Raw genomic sequence first — 25,346 nt, forward strand, 5'->3', positions numbered from 1 at the left:
CAGCTGACAGATTTCATCATCTGTCAGCTGTTATCGGTTTCCCGTTCGCCCACCTCCGTCTAGAGCCCGGCGCCGCCCGTGGCGTCGACGACCCGCCCGGTCACCCAGCGAGCGTCGTCGGAGGCGAGGAAGGCGACGATGTCGGCGATGTCCTCCGGCTGCCCGACCCTGCCGAGCGCGGCCACCGAGGCCGCGTACGCCTCCGCCTCCGGGTTGCCCCGCAGCCACCCGGCGTTGACGTCGGTGTCCACGATGCCGGGCGCGACCGAGTTCACGGTGATCCCGCGCGGGCCGAGCTGCTTGGCGAGGTTGAGGGTGAAGGTGTCCAGCGCCCCCTTGGTCGCGCCGTAGGCGATGATCTCGGGCATCGCCAACCGGGCGGCCCCGCTGGAGACGTTGATGATCCGGCCGCCGTCCCGCAGCCGCTTCAGTCCGTGCTGCACCACGAAGAACGGCGCCCGGACGTTGACCGCGAACGCCTCGTCGAAGCCCTCCTCGGTCAGCGCTTCGAGGTCCGAACTGCGCCCGATCCCGGCGTTGTTCACGATGATGTCGACGCCGCCGTCCGGGGCGTGCGCTCCGATCCCGGCGTCGAAGGCCGCCCAGAGCGCGGCCGCGTCGCCGTGCCGGCCGAGTTCGGCGCGCAGCGCGAACGCCCGCCCGCCGTCGGCCCGGATGCCCGCCACCACCTCCTCCGCCGCGGCCCCGTCCCTGGCGTAGCCGACGGCGACGGTGGCACCGTCCCGCCCGAGCCGCCGGGCGATGGCCCGGCCGATCCCCCTGCTGCCGCCCGTGACCAGCGCCACCTTGCCCTGAAGCCCGTACGTGCCCGCACCCATGGCCGAGTCCCCTCTCGCCGCATCCGATAATTGTTGAGTCATCGCTCAAGAAAGACGCTAGCACACACTTCTTGAGCGACTGCTCTAAAATTTGGGGCATGAGCGAGGCACAGCAGACGACCGGGACACCCGCGAAGGCGGCACCCGAAGGCGCGGCACCCGCAGACACCGCACCCGACACCCCACCCCGCCCCCGGCGCGGCCGCCCACCGGCCTTCGACCGCGCCGAGGCCCTGGCCGCGGCCACCCGGCTGTTCTGGCAGCTCGGCTACGACGCCACCTCCGTCTCCGACCTCACCACCGCCATGGGAATCCGCCCCGGCAGCCTGTACGCGGCCTTCGGCGACAAACGCTCACTGTTCGAGGAGGTGGTCCGCCAGTACGGCCGCTCGCCCGTCGGCGCGTTCGCGACCGTCGCGCTGGCCGAGGAGCCCACCGCGTACGGCGCCTTCGCCCGCATCCTGCGCGAGGCCGCCGCCATCTACCCCGACCCGTCCCATCCGGCCGGCTGCCTGGTGATCTCCGCCGCCACCAACGTCGCCCCGCAGGACGCCGGCGTCCAGGAGCTGCTGCGCGAGCTGCGCAACGCGAACCTGCGGACCTTCGAGGCCCGGCTGCACCAGGCCCGGCAGGACGGCGAACTGCCGCCCGACGCCGATCCGAAGGCGCTGGCGGGATACCTCGGCACGGTCATCCAGGGCATGTCCCAGCAGGCCCGGGACGGCGCCACCGCCGCCGACCTGGCCCGCACCGCCGAACTCGCCCTGCGCGCCTGGCCCTGAACCCCGACCGCGCGCCCCGGTCGCGCCCCGAACCTCCCCGCCCACCCCGCCCACCCTTGTTCGCCCTTGCCCTGCCCGGCCCGGTGATCGGAACGCCTCCCGACCCCCGGTACGGTGGACGCCAGGATTCCGGCGGGAACGAACGGCGGACGACGGCAACGGACGCCGACGGGCGGGCGCCGACGGGCCGCGACCGGGCCCGGCGGACACCGAACGGCGTCGACATCACCGAGGGACGGGAGCGGGCCCGATGAGCGCAGAGGTGACGGAGGTCCAGGCCTTCCTGGACGGCGGTGTCGGACGGCTCGTGCTGAACCGCCCGAGGGCGCTCAACTCGCTGACCCACGGCATGGTCACCGCCCTGCGCACCGCCCTGGACGACTGGGCCGGGGACGACCGGATACGCGCCGTCGTCCTGACCGGCGCGGGCGAGCGCGGACTGTGCGCGGGCGGCGACATCCGCGCGATGCACGACGACGCCAAGGCGGGCGGAGCGGGCACCCGGGCGTTCTTCCGCGACGAGTACCGACTGAACGCCCTGATCGCCCGCTACCCGAAGCCGTACGTCGCGGTGATGGACGGCATCACCATGGGCGGCGGCGTCGGCGTCTCCGCCCACGGCGCGGTGCGGATCGTGACCGAGCGGTCCATCGTCGCGATGCCCGAGACCCGGATCGGCATCGCCCCGGACGTCGGCGGGAGCCGGCTGCTCGCCCACGCCCCGGGCGAGTTGGGCACCCACCTCGGGCTCACCGCCGCCTCGATGGGCCCGGGCGACGCCCTGCTCTGCGGATTCGTGGACCACTTCGTGCCCTCGGCGCGCATCCCGGACCTGCTCGACGCCCTGAGCCGGGGCACCGCCGCGGCGAGCGGGAGCAGCAGCAGCGAGGTCGCCGCCCTCGTCGCCGCCCTCGTCTCCGCGCACACCGAGCCCGCACCGCCCGCCGCACTGGCCGACCGGCGCACCTGGATCGACGCCTGCTACGCGGCCGACACGGTCGAGGAGATCGTCGACCGGCTGCTGAACTCCGGCGTCCCGGAGGCGAAGGAGGCCGCCGTCGCCCTCCTGGCGAACTCCCCGACCGCCGTCAAGACCACCCTGGCCGCGCTGCGCCGCGCCCGCACGCTCCCTTCGCTGGAGGCCGTGCTCGACCAGGAGTACCGGATCTCCTGCGCCGTACTGGAGGGCCACGACATGGTCGAGGGCATCCGTGCGCAGGTGGTCGACAAGGACCGCACCCCCCACTGGAAGCCCGGCACGCTCGCCGAGGTGGCGGAGGCGGACGTCGCCCGCTTCTTCGCCCCGCGCGAGGGCGACGAGCTGGGCCTGGCCTGAACCCCGCCCCACCTCCACCTCCACCTCCTCCACCTCCTCCTCCGCCGGCACGTCTGGAGCCCGTCATGAACCACCCGGTCCCGCCGCCGACACCGGCCGGGGACACCGACCCGCTGTCCCGGGTGCCGCTGGGCGAGCAGGTGCGCGGGCTGCTGCTGGAGGGCCTGCTGAACGGCCGCTGGCAGCCCGGGGACCGGATCGTCGAGCGGCGCCTGGCCGCCGAGTTGAACGTCAGCCAGGCACCGGTCCGCGAGGCGCTGCGCGCACTCCAGACGCTCGGGCTGCTCGACGCCGAGCCCAACCGGGGCGTGCGGGTGCGCGCGATCGGCCCGGCCGAACTTCGCGAGGTCTACCAGGTGCGGGCCGCGCTGGAGCGACTGGCCGCCGAGTCGGCGGTGGTCCGGCTGGCCGGGGACACCACCGTCCTGGAGCGGCACGCCGAGCGGATGGCGGCGGCCGCGGCGGCGGGCGACGCGCTCGGCCAGGCCCGGCACGGGGTGGCCTTCCACCGCGAGATCGTGGCCGCCTCGGGCAACGGGACGCTGCTGCGGACCTGGGAGGGCCTCGGGATCGAGGTGTGGACGGTGCTGTCGCTGCACGAGGTCCGGCCGGAGCTGCACGAGAACGCCGCCGACCACCGGCCGCTGATCGAGGCCTTCCGGCGGCAGGACCCGGCGGTCGGGCGGCTGCTGGCCGAGCACGTCCTGGAGTACGCCCGGCGCGAGGACGCCCGACCCGAGGACGGTCGACACGAGGATGGTCGACACGAGGACGGTCGGCGCTCCGACTGAGCCCGCCCCCGTCGGGGCGCCGACTCGTCGCGCTCGCATAAAGTTCGCACAAAGATGATCGATCATCGCTCAAACTACCCGCCAGTAGCGATTGACGCGCCACCCTCCCGCTCTCTACGGTCCAAGTAGTTCCATGGAGAGGAATACTATTCCGCATCCCGGAATATGAACCTCTGAAGCGCACCGACGAAGGGGAACCACCCGTGTCCCAGCTCGACCAGCTTCCCGACCAAGACCCCGAGGAGATCGCGGAGTGGCGCGCGTCCCTCGACGCCGCCCGCGACTTCGGCGGCCCGAACCGCGCCGCCCACCTGCTGCGCCGCCTCGTCGAGCACGCCGAACTGCAGCGGCTCGACGTCCCTCCGCTGCTGGACACCCCGTACGTCAACACCATCCCCACCGCCGCCGAACCGGAGTTCCCCGGCGACGAGGAGATGGAGCGCCGGATCACCGCCTGGAACCGCTGGAACGCCGCCGCCATGGTGACCAGGGGCAACCACCGCGGTGGCCTGGGCGGGCACATGGCCACCTACGCCTCCGCCGCCTGGCTGTACGAGGTCGGCTTCCAGCACTTCTTCCGCGGCAAGGAGGCCGACGGCTCCGGCGACCAGCTGTACGTCCAGGGCCACGCCGCCCCCGGCGTCTACGCCCGCGCGTTCCTGGAGGGCCGGATCTCCGAGGCCCAGCTGGACCGCTTCCGCCAGGAGGCCACCGGCGACGGCCTGCCCTCCTACCCGCACCCGCGCAGGCTGCCCTGGTTCTGGGAGTTCCCGACCGTCTCGATGGGCCTCGGGCCGCTCTCGGCGATCCACCAGGCCCGGTTCAACCGGTACTTGGGCGCACGCGGGATCAAGGACACCTCCGGCTCGCACGTGTGGGCCTTCCTCGGCGACGGCGAGATGGACGAACCCGAGTCCACCGCCGCGCTCGCGCTGGCCGCCCGGGAGAACCTGGACAACCTCACCTTCGTGGTCAACTGCAACCTGCAGCGCCTGGACGGGCCGGTGCGCGGCAACGGCAAGATCGTGCAGGAGCTGGAGCGCCGGTTCCGGGCGGCCGGCTGGAACGTGGTCAAGTCGCTGTGGGGCGAGGCCTGGGACGAGTTGCTGGCCCGCGACACCACGGGCGCGCTGGTCCGCCGACTGGGCGAGGTGCCGGACGGACAGTTCCAGACCTATGCCGCCTCGGACGCCGGGTACGTCCGCGAGCACCTCTTCCACGGCTCGCCCGAACTGCGGCTGCTCGCCGACACCCTGGACGACCGGCGGCTGATCGAGACCGTCGCCACCTCCCGGGGCGGCCACGAGCCGCGCAAGGTGTACGCGGCCTACCGCGCGGCACTGGAGCACCGGGGCGCGCCCACGGTGGTGCTGGTGCAGACCGTCAAGGGCTGGACACTCGGCCCCGGCTTCGAGTCCCGCAACGCCAACCACCAGATGAAGAAGCTCTCCGGCGCGGAGTTCCGGGCCATGCGCGACCTGCTCGAACTCCCGATCCCGGACAGAGCGTTGGCCGGCGAACTTCCCCCGTACGCCCATCCCGGACCGGACTCGCCGGAGGCCCGCTACCTGCGCGAGCGCCGCGCCGCACTGGGCGGACCGGCGCCCGCCCGCCGGGTGCGCTTCGCCCCGCTGCCCACCCCGCCCGCGAAGCCCTTCGAAACGCTGTTCAAGGGCTCCGGCGGCCAGGAGATCGCCACCACCATGGCCTTCGTCCGTCTGGTCAAGGACCTGATGCGGGACGAGGCGACCGGCCACCGGTGGGTACCGATCGTCCCCGACGAGGCACGCACCTTCGGCATGGAGTCGCTCTTCCCGACCGCCGGGATCTACTCCCCGCTCGGGCAGACCTACGACCCGGTCGACCGCGACCAGCTGCTCCACTACAAGGAGTCGGCGACCGGCCAGATCCTCAACGAAGGCATCACCGAGGCCGGTTCGATGGCCTCACTGACCGCCGCCGCCACCGCGTACGCGACCCACGGCGAGCCGGTCGTCCCGTTCTACATCTTCTACTCGATGTTCGGCTGGCAGCGCACCGCCGACCAGATGTGGGCGCTGGCCGACCAGTTGGGCCGCGGCTTCCTGATCGGCGCCACCGCCGGACGCACCACCATGACCGGCGAAGGACTGCAACACGCCGACGGACACTCCCAGTTGATCGCCTCCACCAACCCGGCCGCGCTCTGCTACGACCCGGCGTTCGGCTACGAGGTGGCCGTGATCGTCCGCGAGGGCCTGCGCCGGATGTACGGCAGCAGCGCGCAACACCCCCATGGTGAGGACGTGTTCTACTACCTCACCGTCTACAACGAGCCGCTCCGGCAGCCCGCGCTCCCGGCCGGCGAGGAGGTCGCGGACGGCATCCTGCACGGCCTCTACCGCTACCGCACTGCGGACGCCGCTGCCCTGTCCCCCGGCCTGCCCGCCGACCCGCCGCGACTCCAACTGCTCGCCTCCGGCACCGCCGTGCGCTGGGCGCTGGCGGCGCAGCGGCTGCTCGGCGAGGAGTGGGGCGTGGCGGCCGACGTCTGGTCCGCCCCCTCCTGGACGGAACTGCGCCGCGAGGCGCTGGAGTGCGACGCGGCCGACCTGGCGCGGGCGGCGGCCGGCACCGACGGGGCGGCCCGCGTCCCCTATGTGACCCGGGCGCTGGCCGGGGCACCCGGGCCGGTGCTGGCGGTCAGCGACTGGATGCGCGCGGTGCCGGACCAGATCAGCCCCTGGGTGGAACAGGACTGGACCTCGCTGGGCACCGACGGCTTCGGCCTCTCGGACAGCCGTACGGCGGCGCGGCGACACTTCGGGGTGGACGCCGAGTCGGTGACGGTCGCGGCACTGGCCGCACTGGCCCGCCGGGGCGAGGTCGAGGCGGAGACCGTACGGCGGGCGGCGAAACGTTACGGCGTCCGCTTCTGACGGCTCGGTGTCCGCCCGCTCCACCGCCTGGTGACCGGCGTCTCGCATACCAAGACTGGCGCGAGGCGGGGCGCGTCGTAGATCGTTGGGTGGTCAGGGCGCGCCCACGGGCGCCGAGCAGCGGAAATGGGAGTCGACGGCGATGACCGAGACCGAGACCTACGAGACGATCCTGGTCGAGCGCAAGGGCCGGGTGGGGCTGATCACGCTCAACCGGCCCAAGGCGCTCAACGCGCTGAACACCCGGCTCATGAACGAGGTGGTCGCCGCCGCGACCGCTTTCGACCGGGACCCGGAGATCGGCTGTCTGGTGATCACCGGCTCGGAGAAGGCCTTCGCGGCCGGCGCCGACATCAAGGAGATGCAGGGCAACCGGTTCCCGGACGTCTACCTGGACGACTGGCTGGGCCCGTGGGACCGGCTCGGCGCCGTGCGCAAGCCGGTGGTCGCGGCGGTGGCCGGGTTCGCACTGGGCGGCGGCTGCGAGCTGGCGATGCTGTGCGACATCCTGCTGGCGGCGGACACCGCGAAGTTCGGACAGCCGGAGATCAAGCTCGGGGTGATCCCCGGCATCGGCGGCTCGCAGCGGCTGACCCGGGCGGTCGGCAAGGCGAAGGCCATGGAGCTGTGCCTGACCGGGCGGATGATGGGCGCCGAGGAGGCCGAGCGGGCCGGACTGGTCTCCCGGATCGTCCCGGCGGACCAGCTGCTCGCCGAGGCGCTCGCCACCGCCGAGACGATCGCGGCGATGTCCACCCCGGCCGCGATCATGATGAAGGAGAGCGTCAACCGCGCCTTCGAGACGACGCTCGCCGAGGGCGTGCGCTTCGAGCGCCGGCTCTTCCACGCGGCCTTCGCCACGGCGGACCAGAAGGAGGGCATGGCGGCCTTCGCCGAGAAGCGCCCGCCGGAGTTCCAGAACCGCTGACAACGGAGTACGTCCGGCAGGCGACAACAGGCCGCGGACGGCGGACAGCGGACAGATTTCATCATCTGAAATCTGTCCGCTGAACTCTGTCAACTGAAAGCCGTCGGCTGTCATCCGTCGACTGTCATCCGTCCTCCTCCACCGCCACCGTGTTCAGCCGGGCGAGCCCACTGCGGGTGGCGGCGACCACGATCTCGTCGCCCGGGGCGAGCTGCCGGGTGCGGTCCGGGAAGTTCCACAGCAGCTGCCCGCCGTGGGCGAAGCGCACGGCGATCACCCGGACGCCGCCCGGGTCCTCCAGGTCGTGCCGGTTCAGCCCGATCAGCCCGCTGCCATCCTCCACCTTCAGCTCGGCGATCAGCAGCACGTGCCGGAGCACCGACAGCGTCCCGCGCACCTCGCGCCCCATCAGCGCCGCCGCGAAGGCGGGCGCGGCCAGGTAGGACACCGACCGGGAGGCCGCGTTGTCCAGCGTCTTGTAGAAGTGACTGGCGAAGTCGTCCTCGAACAGCCGCACCACCACCCGGACGTCGGGATTGCCGTGGCGCGCCTCCAGGGCCGCCTCCAGGTTGGTGGCGTCGTCCCCGCTGACGGCGACCAGCGCCCGGCTGTGCTTCAGCCGGGCCCGGCGCAGCTGCTGCTCGAACGGACCGTCGCCCATCACCACCGGAATCCCCAGCGCCCGGACGGCGGCGATGCCGCGGGCCTGCGGGTCCCGCTCCATGCAGACCACCGGCACGCCCATGTCGTGCAGTTGGATCGCGACGCGGGTTCCGACGTTGCCGAGGCCGACGACGATCACGTGGTCCCGGGTGCCCGCCCCGGGGTTGCGCGGCTGCCCGCGCCGCCCGGAGCCCAGGACCTCCACCGCGATCGCGGTGGCCACCGGCGCGAAGGTGATCCCGCAGATGGTGATCACCACCTGTGCGACCCGCTGCCAGAACCCGCCGGTGCCCGTCCCGGAGGAGATGTCGGAGAGCTGGTCCGGCTGGGCCGCGCCGGCCAGGTCGAGCAGCGCGATGTAGACGGTCCAGCCGAAGTTCCGGTTGAGGTACCAGAGCACCCCGAAGGCCAGCAGCACCGCCGCGAGGGCGGTGAGCAGCACCAGCCGCATCCGGGCGCTGGTGAAGAAGCGCATGGTGTCGAGCAGCCGCCAGCGCAGCCGTCGCTTCCAGTCGATCGGCTCCCGGGGTTCGATCCGCAGCACCTGGAGCGCCGCCCTGCCGCCCGGCTCCTCCTCCTGATCGGGGTCGGCCGCGGGCGCCGGTTCGCGCCGAACGCCTCCGGGTCGGATCGGCCCGTCGTCGCCGAACTCGCTGGCGAGCCGGACGAATTCGGCCGAGTCGCCCTGCTGCTCGGGCAGCAGCCGGATCCTGCCGAGGTCCTGCCGGTCGATCTGGTCGGCGACCACGCAGATCCGGTCGGAGGTGATGTCGTCGTCGAACGCGATGTGCAGGTAACGCCCCTCGATCTCCACCGAGTTGGGCCGTCCGAGCGCCGCGGAGGCGAAGGCCGGGGCGGCGGTGGCGGAACCGGAGAGCGCGGCACCGTTCTTGAGCAGCCGTTCGATGTTCTCGCCGAGCCGTTGGTTGAACATCCGGAAAACGATGCGGATGTCCGGGTTGTGGTTCTGGGCGCTGAGCGCGGCGTGGATGTTCTCCTGGTCGCTCCCCTCGACCAGGGCGAGACCGCGCGCGGTACCGATGGACACCGCGCGCAGCGCCTCCTCGGTGATGCCGGCGTACTCCACGACCGCCGCGACGCCGGACAGCTGCTCGATCTGCGGCGCGTGGTCGCGGGTCCGGTCGGCGACCAGGACGACGACCGGGACCTCGTAGTGCTCGACGAGTTCCAGGATCAGGCGATGGGCCAGCGCATTGCCCCCGCAGACGATGTAGTGCTGGCTGATCGGCTCGACCGGAGGGGTCCCCCACCCTTCAGAAGTCATACCGCCGGATGATATCGACGGGAAGTGTCCGGAGGGTGACGTTCCGGCGACCGCGACGGATCCCCCGAACGGCCGTATCCGACGCGCGGTCCGGCCGTGGCGCGGAGATGCTGGGGTTCGTTCCCTGCCCGTCAGCCGGCCGATCCGACCTCACCCGTCCTGCGTCACACGACCAGGCAGGACCCGGTCACCCGTCGCCCGGCGTCAGCCCGAGGAGTACGCCACCGTGGCCCCTCCGATCATCACCCCCGACGGCAGCCCGGTCCAGGGCCCGCTCGGACTGCTCGCCAAGGCCGCCTGGCAGGTCCTGCTGGTCGCCGGACTCGCCTCGCTCGCCCTCGGGATCGTGGTCTTCGCCTGGCCCGAGGAGACGCTCCTGGTGGTGGGCGTGCTGTTCGGCCTCTACCTGCTGGTGATCGGCATCGTGCAGCTGATCGCCGCGTTCGGCACCCACTCCACCGCGGCGCTGCGGGTGCTGGCCTTCATCAGCGGTGCGATCTGCGTCCTGCTGGGCCTGCTCTGCTTCCGCAGCGCGGCGCAGTCGCTGCTGCTGCTCGCGATCTGGATCGGGATCGGCTGGCTGTTCCGCGGCATCACCCAGCTCGCCGCCGCGATCTCCGACCCGCTGATGCCCGCCCGCGGCTGGCAGGCCTTCGCGGGCGCGGCCAACACCCTGGCCGGCGTACTGCTGATGGTGTGGCCGGTCGGGTCGATCACCGCGCTGGCCGTACTGGCCGGTTGCTGGCTGGTGATCCTGGGCCTGGTCGAGATCGTGCGGGCTACCCTGGCCCGGGGCGGGCCCAAGATTACCCCCGGGGGGGTCTCACCTCCGGCGGGGGCGTTGGGCCGGTGCCCGGCGGGGGCCCGCCCCCACGGCTGGGCGGGGGCGCGGGCGCGGCACGGGCGCGGCACGGGCGGGGCCCGTCATGGGCACGGGGTGTCGCGGGCGCGAGGCGTCACGGGCGCGGGGCGTAGCCGATCCGGAAGGTGGCGGCGTCCAGTCGCTCCGGGGTGAGCCGGACGTCGGTCAGCCGCTCGGCGAGTGCGAACGCGGCCTCGGTGTGCTGCGCGTACTCCTCCGTCTCCAGGTCGAAACCACAGGCGGTCAGCAACTCGGGGATGCCGCGGGCTTCGGCGTCCGAGCCGTCCCGCTGGCCGGGGAAGAGCGGCTCGAAGTGCAGCCGCCGGACGCCGTGTTCCCACCAGTGGAAGTGGTCCACGGCGTTGACGTTGCGGAAGTGCGAGACCAGCCGGGTGCCCTCGCCGAGCCGCGGGATCACCGTGTCCAGGGTGCCGAGGTAGCCGTTCGGCTCGATCGCGAGGGCCCAGCCGTCGAGTTCGGTGACCGCGACGAGCAGCCGGTCCTCGGCAGGGTCGAACAGCGCCCCGTCCCCCTCGTCCCCGCCGGCTCCTTCCTCTTCCTCCTCGTACTCCTCCTCGTCGTCCTCGTCCGCTCCGTCCTGGTAGGCGTCCCAGCGGGCCATAACCGCCGTCAGGCCGACGGCGTCGCTCGCCGGCAGCGCGTCGAAGCGGCGCAGCAGCTCGTCGGCCGCGAGGCCCTGGACCTGGGTGAGGCAGTAGGCCTCGCCCAGGTCGGGGTAGCGGTCCTCGAACCAGGTGTAGTCGGTGGCGTGTGCGGTCATGACGGCGATGCTGTCAGACGCCTCGGACAGCGCTCGCCCGGGGCCGTCAGAGCCAGACCGGTTCGTCCGTCCCCCAGCGCCCCGGCGGGCGCGACCAGTCGGCGGGCGCCCCCTCGTACCCGATCGGCGGCAGGGCGTGGCGCAGCCGCCCGTACGCGGAGTCGGTCTCGACCAGCCAGCGGGAGGGGTCGTACGGCTCGGGCGAGGCCCCCTGCGGGGTTTCCGGTTCGATGCCGTGCAGCAGCCAGGAGGCCGTGCCGGCGAGGGAGAAGCGCAGGTGGCGGCCGCCGGGGCGGCGGGTGCGCTGGTCGGTGAGGGCGCGCAGGACGGCGGCGGCGATGAGGTAGCCGGTGCCGTGGTCGAGGGCCTGGGCGGGCAGCACGCCGGGACGGCCGCCGGGGGTGGCCTCGTGCCCCGAGCCGGAGCCGGATGCTGAGTCCGAGGCGGCGGCGGAAGCGGAAGCGGCGGCGGACTCGTGGGCGGCAATGCCGACGCCCGCCTGGACCAGGCTGTCGAAGCCGCGCCGTCCGGCCCAGGGGCCGGTCCAGCCCCAGGCGCAGAGCTGGACGAGGATCAGGTCCGGGCGGCGGGCGAACAGCGCGTCGGGGCCGAGGCCGTGGGCGTCGAGGGCGCCGGGGCGGTAGGCCGTGACGACGACGTCGGCGGTGGCGAGCAGCTCCTCGAAGACCTCACGGTCGGCCGGCACGGCGAGGTCGAGCCTGGTTGAGCGCTTGCCGAAGCCGGTGTCGGCGTGGGCGTCGTCGGCCTCCGGCAGGCGGGGCGAGTCGACGCGCAGGACGTCGGCACCGAGCAGGGCGAGGGTGCGGGTGGCGACCGGCCCGGCGATCACCCGGGTGAGGTCGAGGACCCGAACCCCGGCGGCGGGCCGGTCCACGGGGGCCTCGCCGAGCGGACGGACCGGCGCGGTCCTGGCAGCGGCACCGATGTCCCGGTGCTCCACGAGGGGGTGCACGGTCGGGCTCACTGGCGCGACGGCAACCGCGAGCGCTCCCGCCTCGTACGCGCGCTCCTGGATCCGCTCGGCCGGCAGTCCGCCGAGCGTCTCGGCGAGTTGCTCGGGCCCGGCATCGGCGGCGAGGCCGAGCGCGGAGAGCAGCCGGGTGCGGTGGTGCGGGTAGTTGGCGTGGGTGCGCACCCAGCCGTCGGCGGTGCGCCAGAAGCCGGAATGCGGGGCGAAGGTGACGGGCGTACGGCCGTCGACCGTGAGATGCCGCTCGCTGACGAAGGCGGTGGCGACCGCGCCCTGGTCGACCCGGACCGCGGGGACGGCCGGGACCGCCGCGCCGCCGCGGTGGGCGGCGAGCTCGGCGGCGGCCAGCGAGCAGACCGCCACGGTCGCACGGGCGAGCCGGCGCACCGGCAGACCGGAGGGCAGGACGTCGTCCGGCCCGTGGAAGGTCACCCGTTCCAGCAGTTCGGGCGGTCCGCCGAGAGCCTCCCAGGCATGGGCCGTGGGGCCGTCGACGGCACCGGGGGTTCCGGTGGTTCCCGTGGGTTCCGTGGGCCCTGTGGGTTCCGTGGGTCTGGTGGATCCCATGGTTCCAGTGGGTCCAGTGGGTCCGGTGGTTCCTGTTGGCAGCGGACGATCGGTCATGCCCCGCATTGTGCTCCGGTTTTCAGGCGGTCGCCGTGACGCCCGCCACCAACATCAGCAGGACCGCCGAGACCACGGTCATCCGGCGGGCCGCCTGCGGGGTGCCGCCGAACCGGCCGCCGAGCCGTCCACTGGCGTGCGCGACCAGCCCGTACACCACCGCGCAGGCCAGCACGTTGAGCGAGCCGAGCGCGAGCACCTGCCCGCCGACCGGCAGTGCGGCGCCCGGATCGACGAACTGCGGCACCAGGGAGAGGTAGAGCAGCAGGCCCTTGGGGTTGAGCAGCGCGGTCAGCATGCTCTGGCGCAGCACCGTCGCGGTGGGCTGCGGCTTGGGCGCGGCCAGGGCGGCGGCGCCCCCGCCCTTGCGCAGCGCCAGCAGCATCATGACGGCCAGCACCAGCAGGTAGGCGGCGCCGGTGAGGCGCAACACCGGCAGGGCGGCCGGGACGGCGCGCAGCGCGGCGGCCAGGCCGGCGCTGGAGAGCAGGGTGTGGACGGCGTACCCGGCGCAGACCCCGCCGACCGCGATCAGCGCGGCGCGGCGTCCCTGGCCGAGGCCTCGGGCGGCGATGTAGAGCCAGTCGGGGCCCGGGGTGCAGACCAGCAGCAGGTCGACTCCGAGGAAGAGGAGGAGGGCGTGGGTGTCCATGGGCGTGGCGTGGCCTGTCGTGCTCGTCGCGGTGTGGGCCCGGCGGGTCGGCCGGGAGGTGCCCCGGCGATCGACCGGGGTTGTTCCGGCGATCGACCGGAGGCCTCCCGGCAGTCGGCCGGAGTGCGCCGGAAGTAGGCCGGGAAGGCCCGGCGGCCGGTGCGGTCACTGAAGGTAGCCGGACGGGGCTGGCACGCGATGGCGACTTCCCGCTGGTCGGAGCCGCGTTTTGGCAGAATGTTGCGCCATGGACCGAATCGACCGCAGAATCCTCCGCGAGCTCCAGCAGGACGGGCGCCTGACCAACACCGAGCTGGCCTCCCGGGTGGACCTCACCCCCTCCCCCTGCCTGCGCAGAGTGCGCCAACTGGAGCAGGACGGCGTGATCCGCGGCTACCGGGCGGTGCTGGACGGCGCGGCGGTCGGGCGCGGATTCCAGCCCTTCGTGACGATCACCATGCGTCACGAGGACCAGGTGACGGTCGCCGAGTTCGAACGCCGGGTGGCCGAACTGCCGGAGGTGGTGGAGGCCCACCGGCTGTTCGGCGAGCCCGACTACCTGCTGCGGATCGCCGTGGCCGACATCGCCGCGTACGAACGCTTCATCACCGACGTGCTCTCCGGCCTGCCGGGCATCGCGCAGGTCAACTCGCACCTGACGATGAAGCAGGTGAAGGCCGACCGGGGGCTGCCGGTCGGCGGGTAGGGTGCGAACCGGGGGCCCGTGCGACCGTCCGTACGGGGCAGAGCGACGCACCGCGACATGGGGGCTGAATTGCGCGTGATCCGCCGTCTCGACCTGGGGTACTTCGTCCGGCCGGCCGCCGAGGCGGGCGGCCCGGAGCCGCGCGTGGAGCCGGTGCTCGCGTACCTGGTCCGGCGTCCGGAGGGGCTGCTGCTGTTCGACACCGGGATCGGTGGCGGCGAGCCGGAGACCGAGGCGCACTACCGCCCGGTCCGCCGCCCGCTGCCGGAGGCGCTCGCCGCGGCCGGGGTCGCCGTCGGCGACATCGACCTGGTGGTCAACTGCCACCTGCACTTCGACCACTGCGGCGGCAACCCGCTGTTCGCCGGCACCCCCGTCCTGGTCCAGGCGGAGGAGCTGGCCACCGCCCGGCGCGGCGGGTACACCATCGACGCGCTGGTCGACTTCCCCGGCGCCGAGTACCGCGAGCTCGACGGCGAGGCCGAGGTCTGGCCGGGCGTGCGGGTGCTGCCCACACCCGGCCACACCGGGGGCCACCAGTCACTGCTGATCGACCGCCCGGGCGGCGGCCCGGTCCTGCTGGCCGGGCAGGCGTACGACTTCGCCTCCCAGTACGGGCAGGCGGTGCTCGCCCGGCGGGCGGCGCGCGAGGGCCTGGCCGCACCGCTGCCCGGGTACCGGGCCTGGCTCGACCGGATGGCGGAGCACGAGCCGCACCGCGTGCTGTTCGCGCACGACCACGCGGTCTGGGAGGCGACCGACTAGCCGGGTGCGGGAGCGCCGGCCGCCCCAGGGGGTCGGATCGATCGGAGGATTCGGGTCGAGCCGAAGGTCCAGGTCGGCCTGGAGGTCCAGGCCGACCTGACGGACGGGTCGGGGTCGCCCGGGGCTCAGAAGGTGAAGCGCAGCGAGCGGACCCGGTGGTCGAAGCTGGACGGCACGAGCTGCGGCTCGCCGACCGACCGCACCTCGGGCAGGCGGGTGAACAGCTCGCGGAACAGCGCCGTCATCTCCTGCCGGGCCAGGTGCGCGCCGAGGCAGTAGTGCGGACCGCCGCCGCCGAAGCCGAGGTGGGGGTTGGGCGTGCGCGTGATGTCGAAGGCGTCCGGGTCGGGGAAGACCTCCTCGTCGCGGTTGGCCGAGCCGTAGAACAGCGCGACCTTCTCGCCCGCGCGCAGCAGCGGCCCGCCGGATCCGCCCAGTTCGTGGTCGACGGCGAGGGTCCGGTTGAACTGGATGATCGGCGTGGAGTGGCGGACCATCTCGTCCACCGCGCCGCCGAGCAGCCCGTCGAGGTCGGCGAGCAGCAGGGCGCGCTGCTCGGGATGGACGGTCAGCAGGTGCAGGCCGTGGGCCAGCGCGTTGCGGGTGGTCTCGACCCCGGCGACCAGCAGCAGGCTGAAGAAGGCGCCGAGCTCGCGCCCGGTGAGCCGACGGCCGTCCACGTCGGCGGTGACCAGCGCGGAGATCAGGTCCTCCTCCGGCCGGCGGCGGCGCCTGCGGCCGATCCCGGCGACGATGCCCTGCATCCGGGCGAGCGCCCGCAGCCCGCGCCCGGGCACCCGCAGGCGGCGGCGCAGCGGTCGGGCCACCCCGATGTCCTCGGAGGTGCGGTTGACCAGGTCGAGGATGGTGCGGCGCGACCTCTCCGGGATGCCCATCATGGTGCAGATCACCTGGAACGGGAGCTCGGCGGCGACCGCGGTCACGAAGTCCTCCGGCCGCTCCCGCTCGATCCGGTCGACCAGCTCGGTGCTGATCCGCCGGACGTCCTCCTCGACCCGGTCGAGCAGCCGCGGGGTGAACGCCCGCGAGACGATCCGGCGCAGCTGGGCGTGACGGGGATCGTCCAGGTTGACCATCGAGTCGCCGAACAGCAGCCGGACCCAGCGCGCCGGGACGGGGGTGGTCACGCCGGGACCGCTGAGGAAGACGGCGGGGGTGCGGCTGGCCTCGACCACGTCGGCGTGGCGGACCAGGGCGTGGAAGCCCCGGCCGGAGGCGCGGTCGCCGAAGAACACCGGGGCGGGGCGGCTGCGCAGCTCGGCGAAGGCGGCGGCACGGGCGGGGGCCGGCAACTGCCAGAAGCGGGCGTCGGCGAGATCTGTGGACCCGGGCGCGGCAAGAGCCTCGGGCTGGGCCGGGGGCTCGGCCGCGTCCGCGGAGCCGGGCGGAGTGGAGGGCTCGGCCGAGTCGGCGGGGGCGGACCCGTCGGCGGAGTCGGCGGAGTCGGCGGCCTCCGGCGAGTCGGTCCGCTCGGCGGGGTCGGCGGGGTCGGCGGGTTCGCCGGGGGCAGCGGCCTCGGGCTGTTCGGCGGCTTCGGCCGGTTCGGCGGCCTCGTTCTGCTCGGCGGCCTCGGCGCGCTCGGCAGGTTCGGCTGGCTCAACGCGCTCGGCAGACTCGGTCGTCTCAGCGGGTGCGGCGGATTCGGCAGGTTCGGCGGTTGCGGCCGGCTCGGCGGCTTCGGTCGGCTCGGCGGGTTCCTCGGCTTCGGCCGGAGCCGCCTCGGTCGGAGCCGCCTCGGTCGGAGCCGCCCCTCTCGGGGCCGTCGCCTGCTGCGGGACGGTCGGCTCCGTGGGGGCAGCGGACTCGGCACTGTCGGCAATGGGCGCCGAGGTATCCGTCGGGGTCTCCAAGGCCGGACCTCCCTGCTTCTGAACGACGTCGTCCCGATACGCACCGTACTGGGTGCTGCACATTAAGTGAGTATGGAATGCGCGCTGTCAAACCGCCCCGATGGTCGTACGAGTGATGGCTCGGTCCGGCGCGCCGGGCCGATGGGCCGGGTTGGGCGGCGGTCCGGGCGGCGGTCCGGCGGGCCGCGGGGCGGGCGGCCGGGCATGGTCTCACGGCACAGAACCGGCCATGACCGGAGGGTGCGGTACGGGCCGGGCAGGGCGGGTGCGACGATGAGTGCCATCGTGATGACCGACCGGATCCGCCTGCTGCGCGCCGTGGTCTTCGCCGCGCTGTGCGTAGCGATGGCCGCCACCGCGCACGTCGCCATGGCCGGGCCCGGGGTCTCGCCGAGGGTGCTGGCCGGTGGGTTCGGGGCGGTCCTCGGGCTGACCTGGCTGCTCGCCGGAAAGCGGCGCGGACTCGGGGTGATCAGCCTCTGGATGGTCGTGGCGCAGACCGCGCTGCACCAGCTGTTCGAACAGGCCGGGGCGCTTTCCCGAGGGGGCGGCGGCCTCGACCGACTCGCCGCCACGGACTGGGCCGCCCTCCTGCTCTGCAACCCGGACCGGGCGCCCGGCGGGCTCTCCCCGGTCGAGCTGGCACGGATGGCCGGAATCGACCCGGACGTCCCGCCGCTCACCGGCAGCCTGCGGCCGATGGCGGGAACGCACCACGGGGCGTCGGGCCCGACGGCCGTGCACCCCGACCTGTCCGGGACGACCGGGATGGCAGGCACGACCGGCATGCCCGCAGGGCCGCACACGATGCCGGACGGAACGTTCCACGGTGACGGGTCGTACGACGCGGCGCAGGTTCTGGTCGGCGGTTCGACGCAGGGACCGGCGCACGACATGGCGCACGGGATGTCCCACGGCATGTCGCCGGGGATGACCGCCGCCCACGTGCTCGCCGCGCTGGCGTGTGCGCTCCTGCTCTGGCGCGGCGACGCGGCACTGGTCCGGCTCTTCGAGCTGCTCGGCGCGCTCGGCGCGGTGGTCGCGGGGGCCCTGCTGCTCCCGCTGCTGGCACTGTTCGCGCGCCCCTTCGGCCACCGGGCCCCGGCGCCGCCCCGCCCGGTCGACGACCGGGCCCGGCCGCCCCGGTCGGTGCTGCTCACGCATGCCGTGGTCCGGCGTGGGCCGCCGGCGTTCGCCCTCGCCTGCTGACGCGCCCGCCGCACCCTTTCTCACCCCGGCCGCCTCCCGGCCGTCGGGACTCTCGCGACGGGCAGGTCGCCCTGCCGTACGGCCAAGCCCTTGTGCCGTCGTACCGCCAGGGCGCGGGCCCGCGTCCGCCGCCGCGCCCCCTCAGGGCCGGCGTGCCGCGCGGCTGCCCCCGGACGCCGACGGTGCCGCGCTGCGCGGTGCCGTCCCCGCCTTCCCCTCGGGACCTTCCCATGCCTCACTTCGACGGCGCACCGGCTCCGGCCGGCGCCCCCGTCCTGCCGTTCCCGCCCCTCCGGGCGCCCTGGCCGCGCCTACCGCTCGACGGCCTGCGGACCGTTCGGAGCACGATCTCCCGGCCGGTCCTCGCCGAGGCCGGCCAGCAGCCGGGCCGACCACTCGGGCGAGGGCCCGTCGGCAGCGCCCGCCCGAACCCGAGCGCGCAGCTGTTCGGCCCGGGCCAGCCACTCCCGGCAGCCGTGGCAGCGCGCGACGTGCTTGTCCAGCCGCACCTCCGGCAGGCCGCTCGGTTCGCCGTCGAGCCGGGCGGACAAAGCTGTCCGAAACTGCACGCATCTCATATGACCATCGTCCCGCACGGCCATGATGCCGGGACCGGCCGGGTGGGGGGCCACCGTGGATGACGATCAGCTCACCGCGCTGGCACTGACCGCCCGCTCCGGACGGGCGGCCGACGTCGAGGCCTTCGTCCGGGCGACCCAGCGGGACGTCTGGCGCTTCGTCGCCCACCTGACCGACGTGCAGTCCGCCGACGACCTCGCCCAGGAGACGTTCCTGCGCGCCCTGCGCGGCCTGCCCGCGTTCGCGGGGCGCTCCTCGGCCCGGACCTGGCTGCTGTCGATCGCCCGGCGCACGGTGATCGACCGGTACCGGATGGCCGCCGCCCGGCCGCGCTGCGCGGCACTGCCGGACTGGCAGGAGGCGGCGGAGCGGCAGGGCGGCACACCGACGGCCGGGTTCGAGGACGGCATCGCGCTCGGCGATCTGCTCGACCGGGTGCCCGCCCAGCGGCGGGAGGCCTTCGTGCTGACGCAGGTGGTCGGCCTGAGCTATGCCGAGGCGGCCGAGGTCGCCGGCTGCCCCGTCGGAACGGTCCGTTCGCGAGTCGCCCGCGCCCGGGAGGAACTGGTGGCCCGCCTGCGCGCCGCCGAGGCCGGGGAGCTCGCGACCGCCTGCTGAGCGGCGGGAGGACGACGGGCCGTCGGCGGGCGAGCGAGCGAGCGGCGAACGATCGACAGCCGACGGCGAACAACCGACAGCGAACAGATGACAGATTTCGAAATCTGTCATCTGTTCGCTGAAAGTTGTCACCCGCGCCGCACCTCCGCAAGAAATCCCCCAGGTGTTCGGAACCGGAGCCCCTGCGCCACCGACTGCTGTACCGGACCCCGCCGCCGAGGCGGCGTCCGATCCGGCAGCACGGGAGACGGAGGGACTTCATGACAGTGCAACCACCCCCGACCACCCAAAATCTGACGAACCATCAGCACGAGCCGGTGGACCGCTGGAGCCTGGTGGTGGCCGCCGGCCTGCTGTCCTTCGTCGCGATGCTCGACATGAACGTGGTCAACCTCGCGCTCACCGACATCTCGGCCGGCCTGCACGTCTCCCCCGGGGTCGCCCAGTGGGCCGCCCTCGGGTACCAACTTCCGCTCGTCGCCCTGCTGTTGCCCGCCGGGCGATGGCTGGACCAGGTCGGCACCCGCTCGGCCCTGCTGCTCGCCGTCGGCTGCTTCGCCCTGTGCAGCGTGCTGGCGGCCTGCGCCCCGTGGGCCGGGTGGCTGATCGCGGCACGGCTGTTCCAGGGCGCCTTCGGGGCCGTGCTCTTCGTCCTGATGCCGGTGCTCGCCGCCACCTCCGTCCGGCCCGAGCTGCGCGGCCGGGCGATGAGCGTGCCCGCGACGCTCGGTCCGCTCGGCGCCGTCACCGGGCCGGTGCTCGGCGGGCTGCTGCTCGACCACCTGGGCTGGCGGGCGATCTTCCTCGTCAAGCTGCCGGTCTGCCTGGCCGCCGTCCTGATCGTGCGGCGCCACGCCCCGCGCCGCGGCGGGCTGCGACCGCCCGACCGGTCCTCGCTCGGCGACGCCGCGCTGATCGGCGCCGCCGTGGCCGCCACCCTGCTCGGGCTCACCCTGGCCCCGCGGACGCCGCTGTGGCTGCTGCTCGCCCTGCCCGCCGTACCGCTGGTGCTGCTCTGGCTTCGCCGCCCGGGCGGCCGGCCGGTGGCCGAGGTACTTCGGGCCGCCGGGACCGCCGGCGCCAACGCCTCGGTGCTGGCCCTCGCCGCCGGATTCGCGGCCTGCCACTACCTGCTCGCCCAGCACCTGCGCGGACCCCGGGGCGAGAGCGCCACCGCCACCGCACTCACCATGCTGGCGTTCCCGCTCGGCATGGTGCTGGCCGGCCGGGTCGGCGGCCGGCTGGCCGACCGCTGGGGCGCCCGCCCGACCGCGCTCACCGGTGCCGCCGTCACCGCCCTCGGCCTGGCCCTGCTCGCCCCGCTGGACCCGAGCTGGTCCGCCCTCGACATCGCCGCGCGACTCGCCCTCGCCGGCGCCGGGATGGGCCTCAACGGCGGCCCCACCCAGGCCCTGGTGATGTCCGCCTCCCCGCCCGGGAAGCTCGCCACCGCCGGCTCCGCCGTCCAACTCGCCCGCAGCCTCGGCTTCGCGCTCGGCCCGGCCCTCGGCACCGCCGCCGCGCTCGCCGCGCCCCACGACACCACCGGGACGCGCGCCGGGATCGCCCTGGCCGCCATGGTCGCGGCCACTGCCGTCGCCCTGCTCGCCCCGCACCGCCGCCCCGAGGCCTGAGCACCCCGCACCGCCCGCCCCGCATCCGCCCCCGCTCCGCCCCGCATCCACAACACGCCCCAACACACCGCATCGGCCCGCATCGCCCCGCATCGAAGGACCCCCCAGATGACCGACACGAGCCTCGCCTCGATTACCGACTCGATCACCGACACGGCCACCGCCCCGGCCGCCACCGCCGACGACGAAGCCCCGCGCTGCCCGTACGGGTACGACCGGCTCCCCTCCCCCGTCCCGCTGTACGGCCCGGCGTACAAGCGCGACCCGTACCCGCTCTACCGACGGATGCGCGAGGCCGGGCCGGTGCACCGGGTGGAGTTCCCGAGCGGCATCCACGCCTGGCTGGTCACCGGCCACCGGGCCGCCCACGCGGCCCTCAACGACCCCCGCCTTGGCAAGAACCACAGCCTGGGCAACGATAATTGGCGCCGCCTCGCGTCGATCATGCCCGAGCCGCAGCACTCGCAGCTCCAGGTCCATCTGCTCCACCAGGACCCGCCCAAGCACACCTCGATGCGCCGGCTCGTGCTCGACGCCTTCGCCCCGCGCCGGGTGGAGTCGCTTCGCCCCCGGTTCCAGGAGCTGGCCGACGCGCTGGTGGACGAACTGCCGCAGTCCGGCGGCGCGGACCTGGTGGCGGGCTTCGCGGCCCACTACCCCTTCCGGGTGCTCGCCGAAGTCATCGGCCTGCCGCCCGAGTTGGCCGAGCGCTTCGACCGGGACTGGGGCAAGGTGGTCCAGCCGGTCGGCCCGCAGGACCCCGGCCGACCGGCGTACGAGGCACGGCTGCGCGGCCTCCAGACGTACATCGCCGATGTCGTCGCCCGCAAGCGCGTCGACTGCGGGGAGCCCGGCTGGGTGGCCCGGGAGGACCTGCTGGGCCGGCTCGTCCACGCCCATGACGCCGGCGAGTTGAGCCGCGCGGAGCTCGACTCGATGGTCTTCCAGCTGCTGGTCGCCGGGCAGGAGCCGGTCACCAACCAGATCACCACCATGCTGGTCACCCTGCTGCGCCACCCCGAGCAGCTCGCCCGGCTGCGCGAGGGCGTCGACGAGCCCGACCGACTCGCCCGGGCGGTGGAGGAACTGCTGCGCCACGACGCCGCGTTCGAGCTCACCACCTGGCGGTTCTTCGCCGAGGACAGCGACCTGTTCGGCACCGTCGTCCCGGCCGGCGACTCCGTGATCGTCTCGCTCTGCGCCGCCAACCGCGACGGCGAGCAGTTCCCCGATCCCGACCGCCTCGACCTGGACCGCACCCCCAACGCCCACCTGGCCTTCGGCCACGGCATCCACTACTGCCCCGGCGCCGCACTCGCCCGGGCCGAGCTCCAGGTCGCCCTCGCCACCCTGCTCACCCGGCTGCCCGGCCTGCGCCCGGCCGAGGCGCCCGGCGACGGTCTGGCGGACCTGGCCTGGGTTCCCGCCGTCCTGGCGCGCGGAGTGAACCGGCTGCCGGTCGCCTACGACCAGCGCCGCTGACCCCCGGGCGCCTCGCACCCCCGGGGCACATCGCGCCCCCGATCACACGCCCCGGCTCCGACCGCCCGGAGCCCGACACCTGACGCCCGAAGCCGCACCGCACCACCTTCCGTGGAGGACCCCCATGCCGCCCGTCGGCACCGCCCCTGCCGCCATCACCCCTGCCACCGCCGTCTCCACCGCCACCGACCCCGCGGACCGCCCCTCGGACCGCCCCTCGGCCGAGCGGCTCGCCGCCCGCGTCCTCGGCCTGCTGCTGCCGCACCGCCGGGCCGCGGACCCGGAGCTCGACGCCCGCCCGGAGCACTTCCCGCTCCAGCTGGCCCAGTTGGCGGACTTCATCACCGCCGGCGAACCGATCGTCCTGACCCTGCCCGGCTTCCCCTGCAAGTCGCCGAACCCCGCGAAGGTGCTCGGTCACCTGCCGGACGAGGGCGAACGGCTGTCACTGACCTTCCTCGACGGGCTGTGCGCCGAGATCGGCCGTCTGTACGCGCCCGGCGCCCGGATCCTGATCTGCTCGGACGGGCACATCTTCGGCGACCTGATCGACGTCCCGGACGACCACATAGACGCCTACTCGGACGCCCTGACCGCCATGATCGCCCGCGAGGGCCTGACCCGCCTCGACACCTTCGACCTGCGGGCCGTCCTCGGCGACCTCCCGTACGACGAGAAGCGCGCCCGGGTGCACGCCCGGTACGCGCCGAGCGTCGAGGAGTTGCGCGAACAGGTGCTGACCGAGGAGGAGACCCTGCGGCTCTACCGGGGCATCACCCGCTTCCTCACCGAGGACACCGTCGGCTTCACCGGCACCCGCTCCGCCCTCCAGCGGGAGTGCCGCCGCCGCGCCTACGGCGTGATCCAGCGCAGCCGCGCCTGGGGCGAGTTGATCGCCGAGCACCACCCGCGCGCCGTCCGGCTCTCCATCCACCCGCAGCCGGCCGGGGCGTCCAAGTTCGGCATCCGGCTGCTGGCGGCGGCCGACGCCTGGATCACGCCCTGGCACTCCGCGGTGCTCCACCGCGCCGGCGGCGAGCGCGAGTTGCTGCGCAGCGCGGAGGCCGCGCGGCTCGGCCGGCTGGTCCTGCGGGACGGTCGGCCGAGCCACTACGAGTGCCACTAGCAGGAGCGCCGGTACGGGCTACCGCCCCGGCACGGCCGCCTGCGCCGCTGCCGGGGACCGGTGGTCGAAGGCGATCAACGGATCGCCGGTGAGGGGGTGTTCGACCACTGCCGCCCGTACGCCGAAGACCTCGGCCAGCAGCTCGGCGGTCAGCACCTCGCGCGGTGTCCCGGAGGCCACCAGGGCGCCGCCGTGCAGGACGTGCAGCCGGTCGCAGACCGAGGCGGCGGCGTTGAGGTCGTGCAGGGCGACCAGGGTGGTGCGGCGCTGCTCCCGGAGCAGGGCGAGCAGCTCCACCTGGTGCCGGACGTCCAGGTGGTTGGTCGGCTCGTCCAGCACCAGGACGTCCGGCTGCTGGGCGAGCGCCCGGGCCAGCAGCACCCGTTGCCGTTCACCGCCGGAGAGCTGGGCGAACCGTCGGTCGACGGCCTCGGCCATGCCGACCCTGGTCAGCGCCTCGGAGGTGATCCGGTGGTCCTCGGCGTCGTCGGCCGCGAAGGCCCGCTTGTACGGGGTGCGGCCCATCGCGACCACCTCGCGGACGCTCAACTCGAAGTCCCCGCCGCGCTCCTGGGGCAGTGCACCGATGTGCCGGGCGGACTGCGCGGGCCGCAGCTCCGCGAGGTCCCGCCCGGCCAGCAGCACCCGGCCGGCGCTGGGCCGCAGGTGCCGGTAGACGGTGCGCAGCAGGCTGGACTTGCCACTGCCGTTGGGTCCGACCAGTCCGGCGATCTCCCCCTCCTCGGCGATCAGGTTGGCCCCGGCCAGCACCGTCCGGCCGGCCAGGGCGACGCTCAGGTCCTCGACGGCGATCCTCAACTGCGCTCCAGTCGTCGATCCAGCAGGTAGAGCAGGGTGGGGGCGCCGAGGACGGCGGTGACCACGCCGATCGGCAGTTCCTGGCCGTCCAGGGCGGTGCGGGCCACCGTGTCGACGACGACCAGCAGCAGCGCCCCGGTGAGCGCGGACAGCGGCAGCAGCCGCCGGTGGTCGCCGCCGACCAGCAGCCGGCACACGTGCGGCACCATCAGCCCGACGAAGCCGATCGCCCCGGAGACGGCGACCAGCACCCCGGTGAGCACGCTGGTGACCACGAAGACCTCGCGGCGCAGCCGGGTGACGTCCACGCCGAGCCCGGCGGCCGTCTCGTCGCCCATCAGCATCGCGTTGAGCCCCCGGGCGCGGGCCTGGAGCAGGGCCAGTCCGAGCGCCACGGCGACGGCGGGGACGGCGAGTTGGGCCCACACGGCGCCGCCGAGGCTGCCCATCAGCCAGAACAGCACGCCCCTGGTCTGCTGCTCGTCGCGGGTCTGCAGGACCAGGTAGCTGGTGATGCCGCCGAGGAACTGGGCGATGCCGATGCCCGCGAGGACCAGCCGCAGCGGCGAGAAGCCGCCACCGCGCCGGGCCATCAGCCAGACCAGCGAGAACGCGGCGAGCGCGCCGGCGAACGCCGCCAGGGAGACGGTGAGGCCGAGCGCGCTGCCGAAGGAGAGCTGGAGCCCGAGGGTGGTGCCGAGGACGATGGCGGCGACCGCACCCAGCGAGGCGCCGGAGGAGATGCCGAGCAGGTAGGGGTCGGCGAGCGGGTTGCGGACCAGGGCCTGCACGGCGGTGCCGACCAGGCCGAGTCCGGCGCCCACCACGGCCGCCAACAGGGCGCGCGGGACGCGCAGTTGCCAGACGATGAGGTCGCGGGTGCCGGGTTCGGGGGCCCGGCCGGTGAGCCGGCGGGCGACCACCGACCAGACCTCGCCGGGCGGGACGTCCACCGAGCCGAGCGAGACGGCGACGGTCAGCGCGAGCACCAGGGCGACGGCGAGGGCGGCGGCCAGCGGCCCGGCCCGCAGGGTGCGGGCCGGGCGGGCTTCGCCGCGCTCGTTGCGAGCGATGGCCGACGTCAC

Annotated in this window: 22 protein-coding genes; 13 read left to right on the forward strand and 9 right to left on the reverse strand. The window is 74.2% G+C overall.

The window, feature by feature from the left end; translation table 11 throughout:
• Window positions 1-59 precede the first annotated feature (59 nt).
• Window positions 60-839: an SDR family oxidoreductase gene (locus ACFVHV_RS02795; protein WP_380348357.1), complete on the reverse strand. Its 780-nt coding sequence runs from the start codon at window positions 837-839 to the stop codon at window positions 60-62.
• 98 nt (window positions 840-937) lie between these two features.
• Here ACFVHV_RS02795 and ACFVHV_RS02800 point away from each other — a divergent pair, with 98 nt between their 5' ends.
• The 5 genes from ACFVHV_RS02800 (at window position 938) to ACFVHV_RS02820 (ending at window position 7,594) form a co-directional block, all read left to right on the forward strand.
• Window positions 938-1,621: a TetR/AcrR family transcriptional regulator gene (locus tag ACFVHV_RS02800; RefSeq protein ID WP_359900411.1), complete on the forward strand. Its 684-nt coding sequence runs from the start codon at window positions 938-940 to the stop codon at window positions 1,619-1,621.
• 262 nt (window positions 1,622-1,883) lie between these two features.
• Window positions 1,884-2,957 (forward strand): enoyl-CoA hydratase/isomerase family protein, encoded by a 1,074-nt coding sequence (locus ACFVHV_RS02805; protein WP_380348456.1) that lies wholly within the window; start codon window positions 1,884-1,886, stop codon window positions 2,955-2,957.
• 65 nt (window positions 2,958-3,022) lie between these two features.
• The gene (locus ACFVHV_RS02810) at window positions 3,023-3,748 is read left to right on the forward strand and encodes a GntR family transcriptional regulator (protein ID WP_380348359.1); all 726 of its coding nucleotides are present in this window, start codon (window positions 3,023-3,025) and stop codon (window positions 3,746-3,748) included.
• Between the two features lie 203 nt (window positions 3,749-3,951).
• Complete coding sequence (gene aceE, locus ACFVHV_RS02815) at window positions 3,952-6,666, forward strand: pyruvate dehydrogenase (acetyl-transferring), homodimeric type (protein WP_380348361.1); 2,715 nt, start codon at window positions 3,952-3,954, stop codon at window positions 6,664-6,666.
• Between the two features lie 142 nt (window positions 6,667-6,808).
• Complete coding sequence (locus ACFVHV_RS02820; RefSeq protein ID WP_359900403.1) at window positions 6,809-7,594, forward strand: enoyl-CoA hydratase; 786 nt, start codon at window positions 6,809-6,811, stop codon at window positions 7,592-7,594.
• Between the two features lie 124 nt (window positions 7,595-7,718).
• Here ACFVHV_RS02820 and ACFVHV_RS02825 read toward each other — a convergent pair whose 3' ends face one another.
• Window positions 7,719-9,542: an NAD-binding protein gene (locus tag ACFVHV_RS02825; protein ID WP_359900401.1), complete on the reverse strand. Its 1,824-nt coding sequence runs from the start codon at window positions 9,540-9,542 to the stop codon at window positions 7,719-7,721.
• 226 nt (window positions 9,543-9,768) lie between these two features.
• Here ACFVHV_RS02825 and ACFVHV_RS02830 point away from each other — a divergent pair, with 226 nt between their 5' ends.
• Window positions 9,769-10,557, forward strand: coding sequence for an HdeD family acid-resistance protein (locus ACFVHV_RS02830; protein ID WP_380348363.1), 789 nt, complete (start codon window positions 9,769-9,771; stop codon window positions 10,555-10,557).
• Here the strand turns inward: ACFVHV_RS02830 and ACFVHV_RS02835 are convergent.
• From ACFVHV_RS02835 to ACFVHV_RS02845, 3 genes are all read right to left on the reverse strand, one after another.
• On the reverse strand, window positions 10,499-11,185 hold the full coding sequence (locus tag ACFVHV_RS02835) for a DUF6461 domain-containing protein (protein ID WP_380348365.1): 687 nt from the start codon (window positions 11,183-11,185) through the stop codon (window positions 10,499-10,501). The genes ACFVHV_RS02830 and ACFVHV_RS02835 overlap by 59 nt on opposite strands.
• A 46-nt stretch (window positions 11,186-11,231) precedes the next feature.
• Complete coding sequence (locus ACFVHV_RS02840) at window positions 11,232-12,743, reverse strand: CoA transferase (RefSeq protein WP_380348367.1); 1,512 nt, start codon at window positions 12,741-12,743, stop codon at window positions 11,232-11,234.
• A 79-nt stretch (window positions 12,744-12,822) separates the two neighbouring features.
• On the reverse strand, window positions 12,823-13,452 hold the full coding sequence (locus tag ACFVHV_RS02845; RefSeq protein WP_359900394.1) for a LysE family translocator: 630 nt from the start codon (window positions 13,450-13,452) through the stop codon (window positions 12,823-12,825).
• 247 nt (window positions 13,453-13,699) lie between these two features.
• Between ACFVHV_RS02845 and ACFVHV_RS02850 the strand changes: the two genes are divergently transcribed.
• Window positions 13,700-14,158 (forward strand): Lrp/AsnC family transcriptional regulator, encoded by a 459-nt coding sequence (locus ACFVHV_RS02850; RefSeq protein ID WP_316524654.1) that lies wholly within the window; start codon window positions 13,700-13,702, stop codon window positions 14,156-14,158.
• Between the two features lie 57 nt (window positions 14,159-14,215).
• Window positions 14,216-14,923 (forward strand): N-acyl homoserine lactonase family protein, encoded by a 708-nt coding sequence (locus tag ACFVHV_RS02855; protein ID WP_380348369.1) that lies wholly within the window; start codon window positions 14,216-14,218, stop codon window positions 14,921-14,923.
• Between the two features lie 125 nt (window positions 14,924-15,048).
• Here ACFVHV_RS02855 and ACFVHV_RS02860 read toward each other — a convergent pair whose 3' ends face one another.
• Entirely contained in the window at window positions 15,049-16,236 is a 1,188-nt protein-coding gene (locus ACFVHV_RS02860) for a cytochrome P450 (RefSeq protein WP_380348458.1), read from the reverse strand.
• An 831-nt stretch (window positions 16,237-17,067) separates the two neighbouring features.
• On the opposite strand from ACFVHV_RS02860, the gene ACFVHV_RS02865 reads away from it, so the two are divergent.
• Window positions 17,068-18,003 (forward strand): hypothetical protein, encoded by a 936-nt coding sequence (locus ACFVHV_RS02865; RefSeq protein WP_380348371.1) that lies wholly within the window; start codon window positions 17,068-17,070, stop codon window positions 18,001-18,003.
• A 311-nt stretch (window positions 18,004-18,314) separates the two neighbouring features.
• On the opposite strand, the gene ACFVHV_RS02870 is transcribed toward ACFVHV_RS02865, so the two are convergent.
• Complete coding sequence (locus ACFVHV_RS02870; protein WP_359900389.1) at window positions 18,315-18,581, reverse strand: zf-HC2 domain-containing protein; 267 nt, start codon at window positions 18,579-18,581, stop codon at window positions 18,315-18,317.
• A gap of 55 nt (window positions 18,582-18,636) precedes the next feature.
• Here ACFVHV_RS02870 and ACFVHV_RS02875 point away from each other — a divergent pair, with 55 nt between their 5' ends.
• The 4 genes from ACFVHV_RS02875 (at window position 18,637) to ACFVHV_RS02890 (ending at window position 23,442) form a co-directional block, all read left to right on the forward strand.
• A complete protein-coding gene (locus ACFVHV_RS02875; protein ID WP_380348373.1) occupies window positions 18,637-19,200 on the forward strand; it encodes a sigma-70 family RNA polymerase sigma factor in 564 nt (187 codons plus the stop codon).
• A 260-nt stretch (window positions 19,201-19,460) separates the two neighbouring features.
• Entirely contained in the window at window positions 19,461-20,834 is a 1,374-nt protein-coding gene (locus tag ACFVHV_RS02880) for an MFS transporter (RefSeq protein WP_380348375.1), read from the forward strand.
• A 108-nt stretch (window positions 20,835-20,942) separates the two neighbouring features.
• Window positions 20,943-22,316, forward strand: a complete 1,374-nt coding sequence (locus ACFVHV_RS02885; RefSeq protein WP_380348377.1) for a cytochrome P450 — start codon at window positions 20,943-20,945, stop codon at window positions 22,314-22,316.
• Between the two features lie 124 nt (window positions 22,317-22,440).
• Window positions 22,441-23,442 carry an L-tyrosine/L-tryptophan isonitrile synthase family protein gene (locus tag ACFVHV_RS02890; protein WP_380348379.1) on the forward strand — a complete coding sequence of 334 codons (1,002 nt, stop codon included), beginning with the start codon at window positions 22,441-22,443 and terminating at the stop codon, window positions 23,440-23,442.
• An 18-nt stretch (window positions 23,443-23,460) separates the two neighbouring features.
• Here the strand turns inward: ACFVHV_RS02890 and ACFVHV_RS02895 are convergent, their stop codons facing one another.
• The gene (locus ACFVHV_RS02895; RefSeq protein ID WP_359900381.1) at window positions 23,461-24,261 is read right to left on the reverse strand and encodes an ABC transporter ATP-binding protein; all 801 of its coding nucleotides are present in this window, start codon (window positions 24,259-24,261) and stop codon (window positions 23,461-23,463) included.
• A complete protein-coding gene (locus tag ACFVHV_RS02900; RefSeq protein WP_359900379.1) occupies window positions 24,258-25,346 on the reverse strand; it encodes an iron ABC transporter permease in 1,089 nt (362 codons plus the stop codon). The genes ACFVHV_RS02895 and ACFVHV_RS02900 overlap by 4 nt, the downstream gene beginning before the upstream one ends.

The organism is Kitasatospora sp. NPDC127116 (assembly GCF_042677365.1).
GTDB lineage: Bacteria > Actinomycetota > Actinomycetes > Streptomycetales > Streptomycetaceae > Kitasatospora > Kitasatospora lactacystinica.